The 19,630-nt window shown below is 39.0% G+C and carries 17 protein-coding genes and 1 other RNA gene; 13 read left to right on the forward strand and 5 right to left on the reverse strand.

The window, feature by feature from the left end:
- Positions 1-13 precede the first annotated feature (13 nt).
- From MHH44_RS07325 to MHH44_RS07360, 8 genes are all read left to right on the forward strand, one after another.
- Positions 14-379 carry a YppE family protein gene (locus MHH44_RS07325; protein ID WP_008404849.1) on the forward strand — a complete coding sequence of 122 codons (366 nt, stop codon included), beginning with the start codon at positions 14-16 and terminating at the stop codon, positions 377-379.
- A complete protein-coding gene (locus tag MHH44_RS07330) occupies positions 372-2,648 on the forward strand; it encodes a DEAD/DEAH box helicase (RefSeq protein ID WP_340798160.1) in 2,277 nt (758 codons plus the stop codon). Before MHH44_RS07325 ends, MHH44_RS07330 begins: the two co-directional genes overlap by 8 nt.
- A 4-nt stretch (positions 2,649-2,652) precedes the next feature.
- Positions 2,653-3,915: a ribonuclease H-like domain-containing protein gene (locus MHH44_RS07335; RefSeq protein WP_340798161.1), complete on the forward strand. Its 1,263-nt coding sequence runs from the start codon at positions 2,653-2,655 to the stop codon at positions 3,913-3,915.
- A gap of 100 nt (positions 3,916-4,015) precedes the next feature.
- The gene (gpsB, locus tag MHH44_RS07340; protein WP_008404845.1) at positions 4,016-4,315 is read left to right on the forward strand and encodes a cell division regulator GpsB; all 300 of its coding nucleotides are present in this window, start codon (positions 4,016-4,018) and stop codon (positions 4,313-4,315) included.
- Positions 4,316-4,378: 63 nt separating this feature from the next.
- Positions 4,379-4,761: RNase P RNA component class B (gene rnpB / locus MHH44_RS07345), an RNA gene on the forward strand.
- 198 nt (positions 4,762-4,959) lie between these two features.
- Positions 4,960-6,708: a putative bifunctional diguanylate cyclase/phosphodiesterase gene (locus MHH44_RS07350; RefSeq protein ID WP_340798162.1), complete on the forward strand. Its 1,749-nt coding sequence runs from the start codon at positions 4,960-4,962 to the stop codon at positions 6,706-6,708.
- A 4-nt stretch (positions 6,709-6,712) separates the two neighbouring features.
- Complete coding sequence (locus MHH44_RS07355; RefSeq protein ID WP_340798163.1) at positions 6,713-7,852, forward strand: THUMP domain-containing class I SAM-dependent RNA methyltransferase; 1,140 nt, start codon at positions 6,713-6,715, stop codon at positions 7,850-7,852.
- Positions 7,853-8,039: 187 nt separating this feature from the next.
- Positions 8,040-9,941 carry an ATP-dependent DNA helicase gene (locus tag MHH44_RS07360; RefSeq protein ID WP_340798164.1) on the forward strand — a complete coding sequence of 634 codons (1,902 nt, stop codon included), beginning with the start codon at positions 8,040-8,042 and terminating at the stop codon, positions 9,939-9,941.
- 278 nt (positions 9,942-10,219) lie between these two features.
- Here MHH44_RS07360 and MHH44_RS07365 read toward each other — a convergent pair whose 3' ends face one another.
- From MHH44_RS07365 to MHH44_RS07375, 3 genes are all read right to left on the reverse strand, one after another.
- Positions 10,220-10,684 (reverse strand): chemotaxis protein CheX, encoded by a 465-nt coding sequence (locus MHH44_RS07365; protein WP_340798165.1) that lies wholly within the window; start codon positions 10,682-10,684, stop codon positions 10,220-10,222.
- Positions 10,685-10,995: 311 nt separating this feature from the next.
- Positions 10,996-11,448, reverse strand: a complete 453-nt coding sequence (locus MHH44_RS07370) for an NUDIX hydrolase (RefSeq protein WP_340798166.1) — start codon at positions 11,446-11,448, stop codon at positions 10,996-10,998.
- 72 nt (positions 11,449-11,520) lie between these two features.
- On the reverse strand, positions 11,521-12,510 hold the full coding sequence (locus MHH44_RS07375) for a S66 family peptidase (RefSeq protein ID WP_340798167.1): 990 nt from the start codon (positions 12,508-12,510) through the stop codon (positions 11,521-11,523).
- 145 nt (positions 12,511-12,655) lie between these two features.
- On the opposite strand from MHH44_RS07375, the gene glsA reads away from it, so the two are divergent.
- Complete coding sequence (glsA, locus tag MHH44_RS07380) at positions 12,656-13,576, forward strand: glutaminase A (RefSeq protein ID WP_340798168.1); 921 nt, start codon at positions 12,656-12,658, stop codon at positions 13,574-13,576.
- Positions 13,577-13,628: 52 nt separating this feature from the next.
- On the opposite strand, the gene abc-f is transcribed toward glsA, so the two are convergent.
- On the reverse strand, positions 13,629-15,089 hold the full coding sequence (gene abc-f, locus MHH44_RS07385; protein WP_340798169.1) for a ribosomal protection-like ABC-F family protein: 1,461 nt from the start codon (positions 15,087-15,089) through the stop codon (positions 13,629-13,631).
- Between the two features lie 475 nt (positions 15,090-15,564).
- Between abc-f and MHH44_RS07390 the strand changes: the two genes are divergently transcribed.
- The 4 genes from MHH44_RS07390 to MHH44_RS07405 all read left to right on the forward strand — a co-directional run bounded on the left by MHH44_RS07390 (position 15,565) and on the right by MHH44_RS07405 (position 18,171).
- On the forward strand, positions 15,565-16,302 hold the full coding sequence (locus MHH44_RS07390) for a DUF2087 domain-containing protein (RefSeq protein ID WP_340799491.1): 738 nt from the start codon (positions 15,565-15,567) through the stop codon (positions 16,300-16,302).
- 11 nt (positions 16,303-16,313) lie between these two features.
- Entirely contained in the window at positions 16,314-16,661 is a 348-nt protein-coding gene (locus MHH44_RS07395; protein ID WP_087618163.1) for a DUF6176 family protein, read from the forward strand.
- Between the two features lie 222 nt (positions 16,662-16,883).
- Positions 16,884-17,933 carry a YeeE/YedE family protein gene (locus MHH44_RS07400; protein ID WP_340798170.1) on the forward strand — a complete coding sequence of 350 codons (1,050 nt, stop codon included), beginning with the start codon at positions 16,884-16,886 and terminating at the stop codon, positions 17,931-17,933.
- 13 nt (positions 17,934-17,946) lie between these two features.
- Positions 17,947-18,171, forward strand: coding sequence for a sulfurtransferase TusA family protein (locus tag MHH44_RS07405; protein ID WP_008404823.1), 225 nt, complete (start codon positions 17,947-17,949; stop codon positions 18,169-18,171).
- A gap of 462 nt (positions 18,172-18,633) precedes the next feature.
- On the opposite strand, the gene MHH44_RS07410 is transcribed toward MHH44_RS07405, so the two are convergent.
- The gene (locus MHH44_RS07410) at positions 18,634-19,548 is read right to left on the reverse strand and encodes a LysR family transcriptional regulator (protein ID WP_340798171.1); all 915 of its coding nucleotides are present in this window, start codon (positions 19,546-19,548) and stop codon (positions 18,634-18,636) included.
- Between the last annotated feature and the right edge of the window lie 82 nt (positions 19,549-19,630).

Genomic DNA, 19,630 nt, shown 5'->3' on the forward strand with positions numbered 1-19,630 from the left:
CGAGGTGCACTTTATGCAATTAATAGATAAAACATACCAATTAATAGAAGAATGTGATGCGTGTTTACATCGTTTTCAGGAAATGCGACGTTTAGACAAGGAGCCGGATTTCTTTCAAGAGGTCAAGCCACATGTCGATGAAGTCCATACACGTATTCACGAATGGCAGCAGCAGTCGACAAATTGGATAAAAAGTACGTACCCAAAAAATTTATATGTACAACAAATTGACCACGCAGCCGATGCGATGGAACAATTTGTTGTACAGTCTTTCTTTAAAGGAACGAGCAAAAAACGGTTTATTCAATCAATCCAATCTGCCCAATATACATTGAAGCTACTCGCAACGAAGATTGAGGAAGGTGAAGACGGTGCTTAGTAAGAAAAGAACCATTTCCCAGCTTGTCGACGAGTGGCAATATGACGAGGAAATGAAGCAAAATATTGTCGCCATGCATACGATCGATGAAAAACAGGCCCAGTATGCAGACTTTCCGTCCAATCTACACCCATCGATTATTAAAGCATTGCATGGGCGCGGCATTGAGCAGCTTTATATCCATCAGCGTCAAGCATTCGACTATGCACAACAGCAAAAGCATTTTACTGCGATTACACCGACTGCTTCGGGGAAATCGTATTGCTACCATTTGCCGGTTTTACAGCAAATTTTAGAAGATCGCTCAAGTCGCGCCATTTATTTGTTTCCTACTAAGGCGCTTGCACAGGATCAGAAATCAGATCTTAATGAACTGATTGAACTGATGGATGAGGATATATTAAGTTACACATATGATGGAGATACAGCACCAGGCATTCGCCAAAAAATTCGAAAAGCCGGTCATATCGTCATGACAAATCCGGATATGCTGCATTCAGGCATTTTACCGCACCATACGAAATGGGTATCCCTTTTTGAAAACTTAAAGTATATCGTCATTGATGAGCTGCATACGTATAAAGGCGTGTTCGGTTCACATGTCGCGCATGTTATAAGAAGACTTCAGCGTATTTGCGAATTTTATGGAAGCAATCCGATTTTTATTTGTACGAGTGCCACGATCAAAAACCCTAAAGAATTAGCAGAAAGCCTGACAAATAGTAAGCATGAGCTGATCGAGCAGTCAGGTGCACCTGTAGGGAAGAAAACATTTGTTTTTTACAACCCGCCGATCGTCCATCCGACATTTGGCGTTAGACGCAGTGCCGTGCTCGAAGTACGCGATATTTCAAAGCGCTTGTTTGAAGCGGGTATTCAAACGATTATTTTTGCAAAGTCAAGAGTTCGTGTGGAAATGCTCGTTACGTATTTAAAGACATTAACAGCAAAGAAAATTATGGATGAATCCATTCAAGGCTATCGTGGCGGTTATTTACCGAGTGAACGGCGAGAAATCGAGAAAGGCTTGCGGACTGGGTCGATTCAAATGGTTGTCAGTACGAATGCACTAGAATTGGGTGTCGATATCGGCCAATTACAGGCATGTATTATGACCGGTTACCCCGGGAATATTGCGAGTGCCTGGCAGCAAGCGGGTAGGGCAGGAAGACGTCAAGACGAGGCGCTCATTGTGTATGTTGCGCAATCGACGGCATTGGACCAATATGTTGTCCAAAATCCTAGCTATCTATTAGGAAGTTCACCAGAAGAAGCACGTATTAACCCGGAAAACCTGTTAATTTTAATGGAGCATTTAAAATGTGCGGCGTTTGAACTGCCATTCTCGATGGAAGAGACGTACGGGGAATATGAAGTTCAGGAACTATTAGCCTATTTAGAAGAAGAAGGCGTGCTTGTGCGTACGAGTACGAAATGGCATTGGATGAGCGACCGTTTCCCGGCTCATGAAATTTCGCTGCGATCTGCCGCACAGGAAAATGTCGTCATTATCGATATCTCAACACCTGCCAATACGAAAGTAATCGGGGAAATGGATACGTACAGTGCAATGACTCTTTTACATGAAGAAGCCATCTATTTGCACCAGGGGATTCAGTTCCAAGTTGAAAAGCTCGATTGGGAAGAGAAAAAGGCATTCGTTCGTGAAGTGGATGTCGACTATTTTACGGATGCGAATTTGGCTGTCGAGCTGAAAGTGCTGAGTGAAGATAAATCGGCACCATTTAAAAACTCGACAGTAAGTTACGGAGATGTAAGTATTCTGGCCATTCCTACTATATTTAAGAAAATCCGTTTTAATACACATGATAATATCGGATCCGGTCCGATTTCGATTCCTCCGATGGAAATGCATACAAATGCGACATGGATGAGCTTTGACTTACCGGCTAATTGGACAGAAGAGCAGCTGACCGATGCACTGACAGGGGCTGCCTATGCAATGGGGAGCTTTATCCCTCTATTCATCCATTGTGACCGGTCGGATGTGTCGGTTGTCCCGCAAGTAAAAGCGATTCATAATGAAAAGCCGACATTGTTTATTTATGACAGTTATCCCGGTGGAATCGGCTTGAGTGAACGTGTGTACGATGTATTGCTGTCGCTGCTTGAAAGAACAGCAAAGCATGTGGAGAACTGTCCGTGTCAGCAAGGTTGTCCTTCATGCATTGGTGCGCAGGATAGTTTAGGTGAAAACAAAAAACAAGTAATGAAAGTATTAAATATTTTAATAAACGAAATGATGTGAGAACATGTCGTATGAAAATAAACTATTGCAAATGAAAAAACTGCTTGGTAAAAAAACGGAGCAAAAAAAAGAAAAGCCAAAATTCATAAAACCTGAACCGCCTTTATATAGCGAGCAGTGGCAGCAGGCAGGGCTTGAACGGGTAGAAAATGAATTCGGTATGCTTTTTAAACGGGAAGTGCATTATCCTTTTGATTATCAGCACGGCGACTACAAGCTCGGGGAATTTTTTCATTCCTTAAAACGCTGGAAGTTCGAAGCCGAAGATCATCCGTTCGCCATAAGCGGTAATGAAACGATAGTGTTTTTTGATACAGAAACAACCGGTTTAAAAGGTGCGGGTACCCACATATTTCTGCTCGGTTTTTTGGAGGCGGATGATGAAGGTTTTAAGCTAACACAGTATGTATTGGCGGATCCTTCGAATGAAGCGGCACTTCTTTTTGAATCAAAGCTATGGCAGCGAAATGTTACGATTGTTTCCTATAACGGAAAAAGCTTCGACTGGCCGCAGCTTCAAGTGCGCTGGACGTTGAATCAGCAATTTTTACCGCCTTTGAAATCACAGCGGCAAATTGATCTACTGCATAGTACAAAACGTCTTTGGAAAGATGATTTATCGCGTATGAAGCTTACCCAAGTGGAACAGGACAAGCTCGGCTTTTACCGAAAAGGAGATATACCAGGTCATTTAGCACCGATAATTTATTTTGATGCGGTAAAAAGCGGGAATGCGGAAACGTTAATGAAAGTACTGTTGCATAATGAATGGGATTTACTGTCGCTGATCACTTTGTATATTCATTCAACAAATTTATTGTTCGATGATATATCAACAGAATCGGCAACAACGTATACGAATATCGGAAAATGGTATGGCGATTTAAAAAAGCGGCAAACTAGTACGGAAATATTACAGGCAGTGACAGCACATTTCGAAACAAAAGATACCGGTTATGCGCATTTTTATTTAGCGTATGAATTGAAGCGCATTGGAGAAACGGATCTGGCAATCCAATCGTTTCAAACAGCCCTTCCGGCAATCCCTGTCAGAAAACAGCTGCAGGCATACGAACAGCTAGCCATTCTATATGAACATAAAGTAAAGGACTACGAACAGGCATACAATTATACAAAAATAGGGAATAATCTACTTCCTGAAATCCCGTTTCAAAAAGAAACCCATCTTCAAAACCAGCAAAAGAATTGGCAGAAAAGGCTTAGTCGTTTGGCCAATAAAAGAAATAAAAATTTTTTCGACAAATAATGAAAAATTTTTCGACAACTAGAACATATGTAGTCGTCCCATTTGTCAGACCTATGCTATAATAAATCAAAGAAGTAGCGTGATGGAAGGACGAGGAATAATGGATATTAAATTAACAGCTGACCATATATTGGAAAAAGAATTCAAAAAGAGTATGAAAGGTTATAACATTGACGAAGTGGATCAATTTTTGGATGTAATTCGTGAAGATTATGACACATTTACTGCAAAGATTGCTTCTTTAGAAGAGGAGAACGAGCGCTTAAAGCAAGAGCTGGCAAACTCAAGCCGCAAATCGGCGGTAGCTCCTGCTCCAACAGCAAATAGTACAAACTTCGATATTTTAAAGCGACTTTCAAACTTGGAGAAGCATGTTTTCGGGAGTAAGCTTTACGAATAGTTAAACTATTCATGGGAATATTGTTTTTTTTCTATTATTGCAGTATACTTTATTCATACATCAATATTCGAGTAATCGCTGCGACTTTTATGTCGTAGAGGAAAGTCCATGCTCACACGGTGCTGCGATGCCCGTAGTGTTCGTGCTTACTGAAAAAATAAGGTAAGGCAAGAGAATTTCTCTTGACGGCGGAAGGAACTCCTAAGTCTTTTAGATATGGACAAAACTTCCTGAAAGTGCCACAGTGACGGAGCTTATAGTGAAAGCTATAAGGTGGAACGAGGTAAACCCCATGAGTGAGAAACCCAAATTATGGTAGGGGCACTCTCCTGAAGGAATTGAACGGATGGAGGGACGGTCAGCATGGCCGTAGATAGATGATTACTACCTAATCGTACGAGGCGCAAGCTGTTTGAGTACTTAGGAACAAAACATGGCTTATTGATTATTGATGCTTTTTTCTGAACATATAAAAGGGCTCTCCATTCTTTTGTGGAGAGCCTTTCTTAGTAGAAAAAATTATTATAATTTTAAAAATGAAGGCTCATAACGGGCGATTACGGATCAAAATCTATAAAACAACACTTATTTCTGCCGGAGTGAATATATATATAAAATTGTTTTTTATTTAAGGGTGATATTTCTTGAGCGAATTGAAGTCTAATAGATCCATCATACAAGAACTGGCACTGTCTCAGTTCCCAAAAGAATTAATCGAAAGAGTTTTTGAAAATATTGCGGAAGGTATAATGATTACCGATCGGTATAGAAGAATTTTATCGATTAATGTTGCTTTTGAATTTGTAACAGGCTTTAAATTAGAAGAGGTGCAAGGGGAAAAACCATCTATTTTGCAGTCTGGTGTGCATGACAGAGCTTTTTATATTGATATGTGGAAACAAATTGGCAAGACAGGTATATGGCAAGGCGAAATTTGGAATAGACGCAAAACGGGTGAATTATACCCGGAGTGGCTGACAATACTAGCGATTAAAGATGAGGCAGGGAAAATCACAAATTACTGCGGCATTTTTACTGATTTGTCGGAACGTAAAATCGTGGAAGACGAACTTGAAAAAAGGTCTCTTCATGATTCATTAACTGAAGTCTGCAACCGTTTTGCCTATATTGAACGTATGAAAGCATTGCTGGAAGTAACAGAAAACAAGATGATGCCGATACAACATGCCATTCTTTTTATGGATTTAGACCGTTTTAAGCAAGTAAATGACATGCTCGGACATGCCATTGGTGATCAGTTATTGATAGAGGTATCCAAACGTGTAAAGGCTTTAGTGAAAAACAAGGATATTTTAGCGCGCTTTGGCGGAGATGAATTTGTCATTACATTAGCAAATATCCAGCATCCACGAGAAGCTGCAAAATTTGCGGAACAGGTACTCAGAGTTTTTGAAGCGCCGATTAAAGTTCATGATCAGGATGTCTATATATCGACAAGTATGGGAATCAGTATTTATCCGGCAGACGGTACGACAACAGAACAGCTGTTGAATCGTGCAGATCGTGCTATGTCATTTTCAAAAGATAATGGGCGTAATTGCTATTCGTTTTACTTTGACGAGTTGGAAACGGATTCGAATCGAGTGCTGACACTTGATAGTGAGTTACGTAAAGCGATTGAAAACAGAGAATTTACGCTTGCCTACCAGCCGAAAATTTGTACAGGAAAAAACGAAATTGTCGGGATTGAAGCATTGGTACGTTGGAACAGTGAGAAACTTGGCTTTGTATCACCTGCTGAATTTATCGAACATGCCGAAGAGTCGGGTTTAATTATCCCATTGAGTGAGCTTATTTTTGAGCTTGCATGTGAAGGCTATCATCAGCTTGTTTCTGCTGGTTATCCGAATGTTCCGATCGCAGTAAATGTTTCCAGCATCCACTTTCAGCAACAAAGCTTTTTGGATTCGGTTCAGACAATTTTAGAGCGTAATAATACTTCGGCCCAAAGTTTTGAAATCGAAGTGACAGAGCGGACAGTGATGAACAGTGCGCAGGAGACCGTGAGTAAATTAGTAAAGCTAAGACAGTTAGGTTTTAAGCTTTCAATCGACGACTTCGGGACGGGGTATTCTTCGTTAAGTTACTTGGTACGGTTCCCGCTCGATGTGCTGAAAATTGACCGCAGCTTCATTCAGCATATTTGCTCGCTTGATGATAAGCAGGCAATTGTCGATGCGATTATTCAAATGGCGCATCGCCTGAAAATGAAAGTAGTGGCAGAAGGTGTGGAAACAAGTCAGCAAGTCGAACTGCTTAAATCGATGGGCTGTGATTATATTCAAGGGTATTACTACAGTAAACCTTTGCCTATGGAAGAATTAATTGACTTTATCCATTTTTGGGAAGTTGAGTATCAAGGAAGGATTTAAACGCATGACAAAATTTAATTTAGTTGCAACAGCAGCGATGGGCCTAGAGGCAATCGTAGCAGAAGAAGTACGTGAACTAGGATATGAAACACGTGTCGATAACGGGAAAGTATATTTTGAAGGGGATGAGATGGCGATTGCACGCACGAATCTATGGCTACGTGTAGCAGACCGTGTGAAAATCGTCGTTGCCCAATTCCCTGCTAAAACTTTTGACCAGTTATTTGAAGGCGTAAAAGCGGTTCAATGGGAAAAATACTTACCGGTGGATGCAAATTTCCCGGTATCAGGAAAATCGGTAAAATCGACATTGTTCAGTGTACCGGATTGTCAGGCAATCACGAAAAAAGCAATTGTTGAACGAATGAAGCTTGCATATAAACGTTTAGGATTTTTAGATGAGTCCGGCCCGACATTTAAAATCGAAATTTCGATTTTAAAAGATATGGCAACATTAACGATCGATACATCCGGGGTCGGTTTGCATAAGCGCGGATACCGCACGACTCAAGGTGAAGCACCATTAAAAGAAACACTTGCAGCAGCATTAGTAAAAATCTCAAAATGGTCACCAAGCCGTCCGTTCGTAGATCCTTTCTGTGGTTCGGGAACGATTGCATTGGAAGCGGCAATGATTGGCCAAAATATTGCACCGGGTTATAACCGTGAATTTATTTCGGAATCATGGCCATGGATGAAGCAGGATATTTGGGATAAAGCGCGTGATGAAGCGGATTCTTTAGCGAATTATGATCAGGAATTAACGATAATCGGTACAGATATCGATCATAAAATGGTTGCCATTGCGCAAGAAAATGCACTTGAAGCAGGCTTTGGCGATTTATTGACATTCAAGCAAATGCAGGCGACAGATTTCACAACGAAGCTGACAGACGGGGTTATTGTTACAAACCCACCATATGGTGAGCGTATCGGTGAAGTGGAAGAAATCGAGAAAATGCTGCGCCAGTTTGGACAAGTTATGCAAAATTACCCTACGTGGTCAGTGTATATGCTGTCATCAATGGAAGACTTAGAAGTACATTACGGTAAAAAAGCGACGAAAAAGCGTAAATTATTCAACGGATTCATCCGCACAGATTTATACCAGTATTGGGGTCAAAAATCTAAGCGCGAAAATTAATAACGAAGAGCGTGTCCGAAAAGACATTTCGGAGAACGCTCTTTTTGTTGCATATTATTAGTCTTTTTTATGTAAATCGTTGTATAATGATGAGTACGGAATTTTTTAATATAAATTGTAAAATGTTAGTATTTGCGGAAGGAACTGTAATGTTTCCTTCCGCCTCATATTGAGGGGGAACATCCATTTGAGAAAATCTTTACCTTTTGAACTTTCAAGAGAAAAAACTTTCTTTGATTCGTTAGGTGATTGGCTCGGTGACGTATTATATGATGAGCTACCAGAACGAGGATTTGAATGCCGTGACGAACAAATATTCATGGCTTACCAAATAGAGCAAGCTTTAAAAGAAAAGAATGTATTATTTGCGGAAGCGGGTGTAGGAACAGGAAAAACAATTGCCTACTTATTACCGGCCGTATCATATGCGCGTTATACAGGAAAACCGGCATTAATTGCCTGTGCTGATGAAACTTTAATCGACCAGCTCGTAAAAGAGGGCGGCGATATTCATAAACTTCGTGATGTATTAGGACTTGATATCGATGTCCGTCTTGCAAAATCACGTGACCAATATTTATGTTTAAAGCGTTTTGAAGAAGCTGAAAAAACGGAAACGGAAGATTGGATTGATGATATTGCGTTTTCAATTCCGGATGGTGTGTATGCACAAGGCAGTATGATTGCGGTGCAGCCATACGGGGAGCGCTCGGACTATCCGTTAGTGACAGATGAAGACTGGGAGAAAGTAAACTACAATTCAATCATGCAATGTGCGGTTTGTGATTTACGTAATCGATGCGGTCAAACATTGCACCGTGCCCATTACCGTAAATCGACGGACCTTATTATTTGCTCGCAGGATTTCTTAATGGAACATTTGGCGACTAAGGAATCACGTGAGCGTGAAGGACAATTGCCGCTATTACCGGAAGTTTCAATGATGGTGCTTGATGAAGGACATTTACTTGAATATGCAGCTCAAAAGGCATTAACGTATAAAGTTCAGGCTTATACGATTGTCGAGTTATTGGAACGATTAATGGTAGATGGTGTCCGTGAGCGTACTTTATATGCGATGGAACATTTACAAGATCACCATGAACTGTTTTTTGACCAGTTGCGTGAAGATGTCATTAAATCAGAAGAAGAACGTAAACGTATTGTGAAATCAGAGCGACTGATCCAGTTGGGCGAACGCGTTATTGCAAATGTCGACCAATTGCTGGAAGAATTCGTTTTTGAATCGGAACTCTATATGATTCCTGAATATGAGCTGAATATGGCAGAAGAATTTTTAGAGCATTATGTTGCGGCAATTCGTATATTTGTTGCACAAGGTGATGCTGTTGATTGGCTGGAGGACACGGATGGCGAAGAGACGCTCGTCATTATGCCGCGCCTAATTACCGATGTCCTTTCCGAAACATTATTCTCGAAAAAAATGCCAATCGTGTTCTCATCGGCTACACTTTCGGTGAATAAGGATTTCAGCTATATCGCATCAAGCTTAGGCATCGAACAATACCAAAGCTTCAGTGTCCCATCACCGTTTGATTACGAAGAAGTAATGAAAATTTATTTACATGAACTTTCTCAATCTGAAAAAACGGCAAAAGTAGAGCAGCTTTTAAAAGATGGTAAACAAACGTTAATTTTATTTAAATCAAAACAGGCAATGAATCACTTTAAATCAAATGTAGGTTTAATGGAGCGATTGAATATCGCATTTGAAGGCGACCGTGAGCTTTCGGCAATCGTCCGTGAGTTCCAAAACGGTGAAGTGAAGACATTATGTTCCTATCATTTATGGGAAGGCTTGGATTTACCGGAAGAAGCGTTAACGCGCGTTATTATTTTCGACTTGCCATTCCCGCCGCATGATCCATTGTTTGATGCAAAACGTTCATTTGCACAAAATCCTTTTGAAGAAGTGGAGTTACCATTCATGCAGCTTCGACTTCAACAAGGAATGGGCCGTTTAATTCGTACATCGAATGACCATGGTGACATTCATATCTTATTAAATAATGAAGAAGTAAAAGTGAAACCAAACTTTGTAGACATTTTGGCAGTAGAGCCACAATAGTATTACTTAACCCGTTCGTTTATTCGAACGGGTTTTTGTTAAGAAATTTCTTGGGAGGCAGGTTTTTCTAATAAACGTAAGGGTGTTCTAATATAATGAAAAATCGTCTAATATAATGCTGATTTTCTAATAAGTAGATCATATTTTCTAAAATGGGGTTGACAAGTTCAAATAAACTAGTGAATTGTTCTGATAAAGTGTAGAGATGTTCTAATATACGTAAATTTCTTCAAATAAAAAAACCTTTTATTGAAATAGTCAACAAAAGGTAATACTAATTACTCGTCTTCTTCAGTATCGATTGTATAGAGAATAACAAAATCTCCAATACCTTCTATTGTTGCGGGTATTTTAAATGCTTGCTTAAAACCATATAATTTCGTATGTCCAACCATCACGGTAGGTGGCGTAATATCAAGCTCCAAATCATGTTGGACCGTGTATGTACATAAATTACCGGCAATCATATTGCCGAGTTCCCCTGTAAAAGATTCCAGCATAGCACCTTCCAAAGGCATTCCGAACATTGCAGAGCCGAGTGAACTAAATTTTTCCGGTGAACCGTCAATGATAATGCGTCCTTTAATATCACCAACTAATCCTATAAGCACACCCATCTCAAGTTGTTCATACGGTTCATTTATGATGGAAGGAGATTTTACATCTATAATCATAGGTAATATAGTTTTTAATGAATTTATTGTCCCATTTAAAATGGTTTGAATATGCGTCGAATTACTCAATATTTATTTCTCCTTCCTAGACTTTTAATTCATATTAACATGTTGCTTCGGTATATGTATAGAACAAATTTAAAAGAGACTGTATTGACAGACAATTTCAGAGCATATATAATGAAAATGATAATTATTATCAGTAAATAGGGCGGTGTTTAAAATGTTGTATACTTTTATTGGGGCAACAGTGATCGTTTATGTAGCAATTGGAAACTATGTATTAAAAAATGTAGCGAATTAGAAAGTAAATATTGAAATTATTCATCGCATTGTCACGTGGACAATGCGATTTTTATGTGGAAGCTAAACCATTTAGTTCAATTAATAGTTTCCAAATACTTTTGGATAACTATTTGATCGGGAGGGCTGATTTTTTCAGGCAGAGCACTGAAGGGAAAAAATTTTAAATCTATTGCTTCATCTGAATCTAAACGTAATGTACCGGAATAATCATCACAAATATATGTTGTTGCAACTATATATACTTCATCTCCATGTGGATATTGATAGTATAATTCTTTGCCGGAGAATATACCAAACTGTTGTAGACTATGTGCTGTAAGTCCAGTTTCCTCGTACATTTCTCGTATAGCGACTTCTTCCAATGTTTCACCTAATTCCATTGATCCACCTGCAAGTCCCCAGCATCCATTATCCTTACGAAGCTGCATTAGTAATTGCCTTTGTTCATTTAAAATAATCACGCAGGCACCCACCATAATAATAGGTGTAGTGCCAATTTTTTTGCGTAGATTCATTATATAGCTCATTGAAATTCTCCCACTTCCATTGGTTATTTTTACAATAAACGTTTCATAGACAAAATAGGTTGCGTTAATTTACTAAAGCCAATGTTCAATACAGGTAATCGTTTGAGTGATTGTATCGAGACGTATTTTTTTGCCGATTGCTAAAGGAAACATCGGATGGGTATGGGCACAGTCGACATCGGCAAGTATAGGAATTATTTTTCCATCCAACTGTTCCAATAACAGATCAAGCGGCTGTTTACCGGTTCCTTCATCATCAAAGAGCTCATGTTTCCCGAGGATTATACCTCCAACTTTGTCAAAGATCCCGTGCAGTTTCAACATGGCCAAATTCTTTTCTACAGTTGACGCACTCTTTAAAGAATCCTCAATCAATAAAATATCGCCGTTTTTAATAACAGGAAAATAAGGTGTCCCGATGAAGCCATACATTGTATTATTATTGCCGCCAATTAGTCGTCCTTCGACAACACCTTCATGAAAGCTAATCCATTTATTTGAATAGAGTGTTTTTGGCTTCTCATAAGTTAGCCAGTTTATCATTTCATCTGACCAGACAGGTGACATTGGAATCGTATACGGAACGCTTGGTTGAGAAAAATAGTGTTTGAAATAATTGTAAGTTTCATGGACAAGCGGCTCAAATTCGCCAAATGACGGGATGAGTGCAGGGCCATAATATGTAGGTATATTTGTTTTTGCGAAAAGGGCCAATAGAATTGCAGTAGTATCAGAGTATCCGATCACAATTTTCGGATTATTTTTAAACGCTTCGTAATCGATATAGGGGAGCAGGCTATTTGAATTTGTCCCACCGATTGAGGACATGATCATTTTAATCGAAGGATCTCTTAGTAGTTGATTGAATTCTTCAGCTCGTTCTTTTGGCGTACCTGACCGATAACCATCTTGTTTACCTGTTAGATTTCCCTCTATAATATGAAATCCTTTTGCCTGTAAAAATTCTTTACCGCGACCGTAGCGTAATTTTGCGGTAGAGGTTGCCGGGACAGAAGATGAAAAAATACCAATTTTATCTCCTCGTTGCAATGGTTGAAACATACAATCACCTATCTTTGCTAATTTATAGTTTTCGGTATATGTTAAAATTATACAATATATTCGAATGGAAAAAAGGAAATAATAAATATAGCGTATATGATAGAAAATGGGGAGGTGAGCAGCTAGTTACAGCAACTAGTGTCCAATGAATAAATTACAAATGATTTATGAACAGGCAAAGCAAAGGACAGCTAATGGTCAGGTCGCATCTTATATACCGGCGCTTGCTGCAGCAAATGGTGATTTATTTGCTGTAAGTTTACTAAGTGCAGAACATGAAATCGAATTAGGGGATTGTACAGAAACTTTTACGCTTCAAAGTGTCGTGAAAGTAATCAGTTTTATGGTTGCTGCTAATTATCACGGGATAGAGGAAATCATGCACTATGTTGATGTGGAGCCGACAGGAGATTCATTTAATTCGATCGTCCGCCTGGAGAGCCATAATAATAAGCCGTTCAATCCGATGATTAATGCAGGAGCAATAACAATTGCCTCGTTACTTCCAGGTAAGACAATGTTCGAAAAAGTGAAATCTGTGACGACTTTTTTAGAACAAATTATCGGAAAGAAAGTGCATATTAATAATGAAGTGTATTTTTCGGAATACCAGTCCGCTGATTATAACCGCGCAATCGCCTATATATTACAGGCGAACGGTTTTTTGAAATCCGATGTGGAAGAAGCGCTTCAAGTGTATTTACAGCTTTGCTCGATTTCAGTAGATGTATCGGATTTAGCGAAATTAGCATTTTATTTTGCGACAAATGGAAAAGAAAGTGAAGCTATTTGCAATAAGGGAGTCATTAATATTGCGAAAGCATTAATGATTACATGCGGAATGTACAATGCGTCCGGAAAATTTGCGGCATTCATTGGATTACCAGCCAAAAGCGGAGTATCCGGTGCAATTATTGCCGTTGTGCGTAATGCAGAAATTGAACAGCTGCAAGGGCCAATTGGAATCGGCATCTATGGACCCGCAATTGATCAAGTCGGCAATAGTGTGGCGGGCATCGAGTTTCTGATGCATCTGTCAAAGGAATATGATTTGTTTTGTTTATAGTACAAAAAGGAACATTCCATCATAATAGATGAAGGAATGTTCCTTTCTTAATTTAATGATAAGGGATGAGCTCAATAACTTTCGTTGCTGTATTTTTTACGAATGTTGCATCATGCTCCACGAATAATAAAGTCGGTTTAAAGTGAGCGATCATTTTCTCGATTTGTTGCTGGTTAAAGACGTCCAAATAGTTGAGCGGTTCGTCCCAAATATAAAATTCAGCTTCGAGTCCGAGCGACCTTGAAAATTCGACTTTCTTTTGCTGACCCATGCTCATCTTTTCAATAGGCACCTGAAAAACATCACGGTTAAATCCGAAAATACGTAAATTGTTCAAAAATAAGGTGTAGTCGATTTCATGATCCGAAGCAAAATCCTTTAATATCCCCCGGTTATCCTCATAATTTTGGCGAATTATACTTGTGCTCAACCCTTGCGGCATCAGTATTTCACCATTAGCGGTACCGGAAAATGTTCCTTGTAAAAATTGAACAAGTGATGTTTTCCCGCTGCCGTTCGGTCCGACAATAGCAACTTGTTCTCCTTGAAATAGTTCAAAGGAAATAGGGTGGAACAGCGGTTGGTCACTGTAACTTAACGTAAAGTTTTTCATCCGAAGCACAGGATTCCGATGCTTATATTGACAGATAATCGTCAAATCGCTTACCGTCTCGATATTTTTTAACAGTTTTGTTTTATCTTCAATTTTCTCCTGTGTCCGTTTTTCAATCGCCTTTGCCCGTTTATTCATGCGCTTTGCAATAGCATTCCCAAATGGATCATTGCCAGAAGGTTTTTCGCGTTGCGCGGCCCAGTTCGATTTTTCCTGCGCCGTTTTTTGCAAGCGATTTATTTCAGCATTTAATGAGCGATTTTGCTCGAGTTCAAACTCATCCTGTAGCTTTTTTTCCTGTTCATAGATGGAGAAATTCCCTTTGTATAGGCTAAGCCGGCTTTTTTCAATCGCTAAAATATGCGTCACTACTTCATTGATAAAATGCCGGTCATGACTGACGACAATAAAGCCTTTTTTCTTTTTCAAATAGTTTGCCACAATGGATCGGCCTTTCGTATCCAGGTGATTCGTCGGTTCATCGAGCAGCAAAAAACGGTTTTCTCCACAAAAGACGGCCGCAAGCATTACTTTCGTTTGTTCACCGCCTGATAATTGCTCAAATGGCGCCCATAACAACGATTGATCAAGCGACAAAAGCCTACATTCCCGCTCTAGCTTCCATAGCTCTACAGGCATTACTTCATCAATTGCGTAATACGTACTAACTTTTGAATTACGGATGGCAAGAGGAAAATATTGGAATTCTTCGTCGCTCGTAACCGTTCCGCTGTAAGGCAATTTGTTTTGCAGTAAACGTAATAAAGTTGTTTTTCCACGACCATTGCGTCCTATTAGTCCGAGTTTCCAGGAATTATCGATCGTTATGTTAATGTTGTTAAATAATGGTTCATCCAGCAAGTCATAGCTGAACGATACGTTTTTCATTTCTATCGGCATATATGCATACCCCCAAATGTTGATTTGAAAGTATACGCATTCACAAAGATATCAATATATAAAAAATCCTTCTGAAAAAGTCAGAAGGATTAGTATTCATACGTAAATAAGCCTTTAAGTTCGCTAAAGGAAGTATAAATGGGCAGACTAATCCTATTTTATGTGAAAATGCGTATACATTTTACGTGTAAAATAGAATTATTTATCCATCAGCCATTCAACTTCCTTTCCAGTAAATTACTAGTAGTATGGCATAGATTGATTGGAAATTCAACCCTCTTTATTCCTGTAACAAATAACTCCAGAGTGCATCGACCTCCGAAAAACCTGTCTTGAAGTAAAGCCAATTTGCTTCAAGGATACAATAAATCCGATTTTCCGCGAAGAAAATTATAAAGGTGAATCAGTTGTGTTTTATAAACAAAAAATAAAAACGTTTACAAATATAATAACGTATATTATAAATGTTATAGAGGTGATATTTTTGGAAATTCAAAATATTTCAACGGAAGCACTTATAAAAGGATATGAAATGAAACAGGAACGATATCAATGTTTGTTTTGTGAAGAATCCTATCATTTAGATGAAGTTTTTCCTTATGACGAACGTTTTCTAACAGCGGAAGGCATGATTAAAAAGCATATTGAGCGCGCACATATTTCACCATTTCACGCTTTGCTTGCTTTAGATAAAAAAGTAAGCGGGTTGTCAGATGTTCAAATTGAAATGATGCAGCATTTTTTCGAAGGTAAAACAGATCAGGAAATCGTAAATGATAGCAATGTTTCAAGTGTATCAACAGTTCGCCAGCATCGGTTTAAACTTCGCGAAAAGGAAAAACAGGCGAAAATTTTTGTTGCCCTTATGCAGTTAATGAAAAACCCTGAACCTTATCAGATTCATAAAGGAGCGAGACAAGTGGACGAACGTTACAGTATTGAACAGAAGGAACGAGAAAAAGTGCTGACTACCTATTTTAAAAACGGATTGGACGCCGGGATTGAAACAATTCCAAGTAAGGAAAAGAAGAAGCTTATTATCCTGCAACATATTTTAAAACGTTTTGAAGAGGGTAAACACTACCATGAAAAAGAGGTAAATGAAATTTTAAAGACTGTTCATGAGGATTTTGTATCGCTGCGCCGTCATTTGATTGAATACGGCTTTATGGAACGCAATGACGATGGTTCGGAGTATTGGGTGAAAAAATAGGGGGGCACGAGATGAAGGTGGAGTTGACACGATATCGTGTTAAAGAAGGGAAAACCCCCAAAGTTATGGAATGGCTTGATTTTTTAAACAATCACATGGAAGATGTACTCGTAACACTGGAGGGGGAAAAGATGTTTGTGGAAACAATTTTTCATGAACATTTGAATGGTGAAGAATATTTATACTGGTATTCTGTTCAAGGAAACGGTGGATTGGATGTAGAAGATTCCGCACATTGGATCGATAAAAAACATCTGGAATACTGGGATGAATGCATCGATGAAAGTTTTGGTTCGGTGGATTTAACAACAAAAGTTGTAATGATTCCTGAAAAAGTTCGGGCTAGTATGAATGATTAACGAAGCCATTACTCATGATTTCAGGAAAAGGAACTTTATAATAGAAGTGATTGTTGTTGAATATCCCTTAATAAAAATCGTTCATTTTTGTCCTTTAAACAAGAAAACCGACTAAAACTATACGATTATCTTAATATCAATCAAAATACTTGTATTATAGTAGTATTATATTATATTATATCCCTATTGATAAACTTGGTTTTATAAATAGGAGGAATTATTTTGTTGCAAATGGCAATTACGGGTATCCTTTGTGGTGCTCTATTAGGTTTTGTGATGCAACGTGGACGCTTCTGTTTAACAGGTGGTTTCCGGGATATGTACATCGCAAAAGATAATCGTATGTTTTATGCTTTACTAGTAGCCATTGCAGTTCAAGCGGTAGGTGTATTCCTACTAATTGAGGCAGGGGCGTTTGAATATACAGCAGGGCAGCTCCCATTGTGGGCAACAATTGCCGGCGCGTTTATTTTCGGTATTGGAATTATTTTAGCTGGTGGCTGTGCAACAGGTACTTGGTATCGTGCGGGTGAAGGCTTAATCGGAAGCTGGATAGCATTAGCATTTTACATGTTGATGGCAGCTATTATGAAGTCAGGTCCATTAGCACAATTTACAGTTGATGCACGTACACCGGTAGTAGGTACTGATTCAATTGCCGAAACATTTGGCATTAATGTCTGGTTTTTAGTCATTCCATTTGTTGCATTGGTGGCGTTCATTGTTTACCGTGAATTACGCAAACCACGTGTGAAAATTCCAGGCTTGAAACCTAAGAAAACAGGCTTGGCACATATTTTATTCGAAAAACGCTGGAATCCGTATGTGACAGCAACTTTAATCGGTTTGATCGCAACATTGGCATGGCCTTTAAGTGCCGCATCAGGACGTATTTTCGGTTTAGGGATTACAACACCTTCAGCAAACATTCTGCAGTTTTTAGTGACTGGGGACTTAGACATCATTAACTGGGGTGTATTCCTTGTAATGGGTATTTTATTCGGTTCTTACTTCGCTGCTAAAATGAGCGGTGAATTCCGATTACGTACACCAGATACAAAAACAGTTGTACGAAGCTCTGCCGGCGGTATTTTAATGGGGTTCGGCGCAAGTCTTGCAGGCGGCTGTTCAATCGGGAACGGTCTTGTAATGACATCAATGATGACTTGGTCAGGTTGGGTTGCTTTACTATTCATGATTTTGGGTACTTGGACAGCATCGTACTTCGTATTTGTGCGTCCATCAAAAAAACGTGCAGCAGCGCGTGCTTAAGGAGAGAATTTACATGAAAAAAACATTAGAAGTATTAGGTATGGTTTGTCCGTTTCCGTTAATCGAAGCAAAAGAAGCAATTAAAGAGTTAAACACAGGCGATGAGCTGGAAGTACAATTCGATTGTACTCAAGGTACAGAATCAATTCCACGCTGGGCAGCAGAAGACGGCCATGAAGTAACGAACTACGAGCAATTAGGCGAAGCTTCTTGGACAATTACAATTAAGAAAAAATAATTTTAAGACTGTGGGGCAGCATCTCGAATTTTGAGGTGCTGCTTTTTTTTATTCGGTTGGGGAGGTGCGGGGGATTAGTTGGCTTTGGTTTTTTATTAGAACAATAGGGATGTTTATTAGAAAAAGTCGGAGGGATATTAGAAAATCTACCATATGGATTAGAAAAAAGCGTGCCAACCACTATTTTTGACGGCGGGTGCGATAGAAAAGTACTTGGCTTGGGATTTTATTAGAACAAAATAGGGGTTATTAGAAAAAGTTGGAGAGATTTTAGAAAATCCCAAGGTGATATTTGAACATTCCGAACACTTATTAGAAGAATCGGTTGATATATTAGAATATCGGCATTTTATTAGAACAAATAAAAATATATTAGAAGATTTCCAAATATATTAGAAAACCGCCCAACTACAGCCGCTCTCCGCTCTTAATAAAAGACAAAAGGGACTACCGAATAGTCCCTCATAATGAATTGGCGGAAAAAGACAACTGATAATTTGTCAGCGCAGGTTCCAATAAATCAAGAAATGCTTTAAAAGCAGGAGATTGCAGGCGCTCCTTTTGATAGATCAGCAATGTTTCTCTTTCCAGTAAAGGATGCTGAATGATATGAGCGTGCAGTTTATCCGACACGTGAAGGTCAAACAATGTTTTGGCTACAATCGTTCCACCAAGACCTTGCTCGACAAATTGAAAAATAGCGGGAATGCTCGATGTTTCAAACTTCGGCTCAATCGTTAACTTGTCCGATTTAGCCGCAGCATTTAAAATTCGCCGGCACAGGTGGGCATTTGGAAACAAAACAAGTGGTTCGTTTAGAATGTCACGCAATTGTACGGGTTCATGTTGTGCAGCGCTATCTTTGCTTTCTACATAACAGAACTGTTCAGTGTATAAAGGGATTTCCACAAACTGCTCATCGTAGTTTTCAATCAGTGGTGAAAACGAAAAGCCGATATCGATTTTATTGTTCTTCAATAATGTATGAATATCTTCACCGGAAGTAACGGTTACTTGTATATGCGGAAATTTATGCATGAACTTTAATACTAAATCTGACACAATATTGGTCAATTCACCGGGCAATGCGCCAATACGAAGAATCCCTTTTTCAAGTGAAGCCAATTGCTGCATTTGTATTTTCGTCGTATGCAATGTTTGAAAGATTGTTTGTGCTTGGCGGTAAAGGATCTGACCAGCTTCCGTAAGGGTGATTTTCTTGCCGATCCGGTGAAACAATGGGGTATTTACTTCATTTTCGAGCACTTTAATTTGTTGACTTAAAGTTGGCTGTGCAATATTAAGCCGTTCAGCTGCTCTTGTGAATTGCATCTCTTCACATAACATTAAAAAATACTCTAACTGTCGTAATTCCATTAAGAACGCCTCGCTTTATTATAGTTATAAACTATCATATATATGTATTTTATAAGCTATATCTATTGTAAATTATATATAG

Origin of the sequence: Solibacillus sp. FSL K6-1126, from assembly GCF_038003445.1 — a bacterium.
Taxonomy (GTDB): Bacteria; Bacillota; Bacilli; order Bacillales_A; family Planococcaceae; genus Solibacillus; species Solibacillus silvestris.

Excerpts from the sequence above, each read along its gene's own strand:
- MHH44_RS07355 (WP_340798163.1), top strand. The coding sequence starts at position 6,713 with ATGACAAAATTTAATTTAGTTGCAACAGCAGCGATGGGCCTAGAGGCA.
- MHH44_RS07335 (WP_340798161.1), top strand. The coding sequence starts at position 2,653 with ATGTCGTATGAAAATAAACTATTGCAAATGAAAAAACTGCTTGGTAAA.
- MHH44_RS07325 (WP_008404849.1), top strand. The coding sequence starts at position 14 with ATGCAATTAATAGATAAAACATACCAATTAATAGAAGAATGTGATGCG.
- abc-f (WP_340798169.1), bottom strand. The coding sequence starts at position 15,089 with ATGCCGATAGAAATGAAAAACGTATCGTTCAGCTATGACTTGCTGGAT.
- MHH44_RS07375 (WP_340798167.1), bottom strand. The coding sequence starts at position 12,510 with ATGTTTCAACCATTGCAACGAGGAGATAAAATTGGTATTTTTTCATCT.
- MHH44_RS07410 (WP_340798171.1), bottom strand. The coding sequence starts at position 19,548 with ATGGAATTACGACAGTTAGAGTATTTTTTAATGTTATGTGAAGAGATG.
- gpsB (WP_008404845.1), top strand. The coding sequence starts at position 4,016 with ATGGATATTAAATTAACAGCTGACCATATATTGGAAAAAGAATTCAAA.
- MHH44_RS07405 (WP_008404823.1), top strand. The coding sequence starts at position 17,947 with ATGAAAAAAACATTAGAAGTATTAGGTATGGTTTGTCCGTTTCCGTTA.
- MHH44_RS07395 (WP_087618163.1), top strand. The coding sequence starts at position 16,314 with ATGAAGGTGGAGTTGACACGATATCGTGTTAAAGAAGGGAAAACCCCC.
- MHH44_RS07370 (WP_340798166.1), bottom strand. The coding sequence starts at position 11,448 with ATGAGCTATATAATGAATCTACGCAAAAAAATTGGCACTACACCTATT.
- glsA (WP_340798168.1), top strand. The coding sequence starts at position 12,656 with ATGAATAAATTACAAATGATTTATGAACAGGCAAAGCAAAGGACAGCT.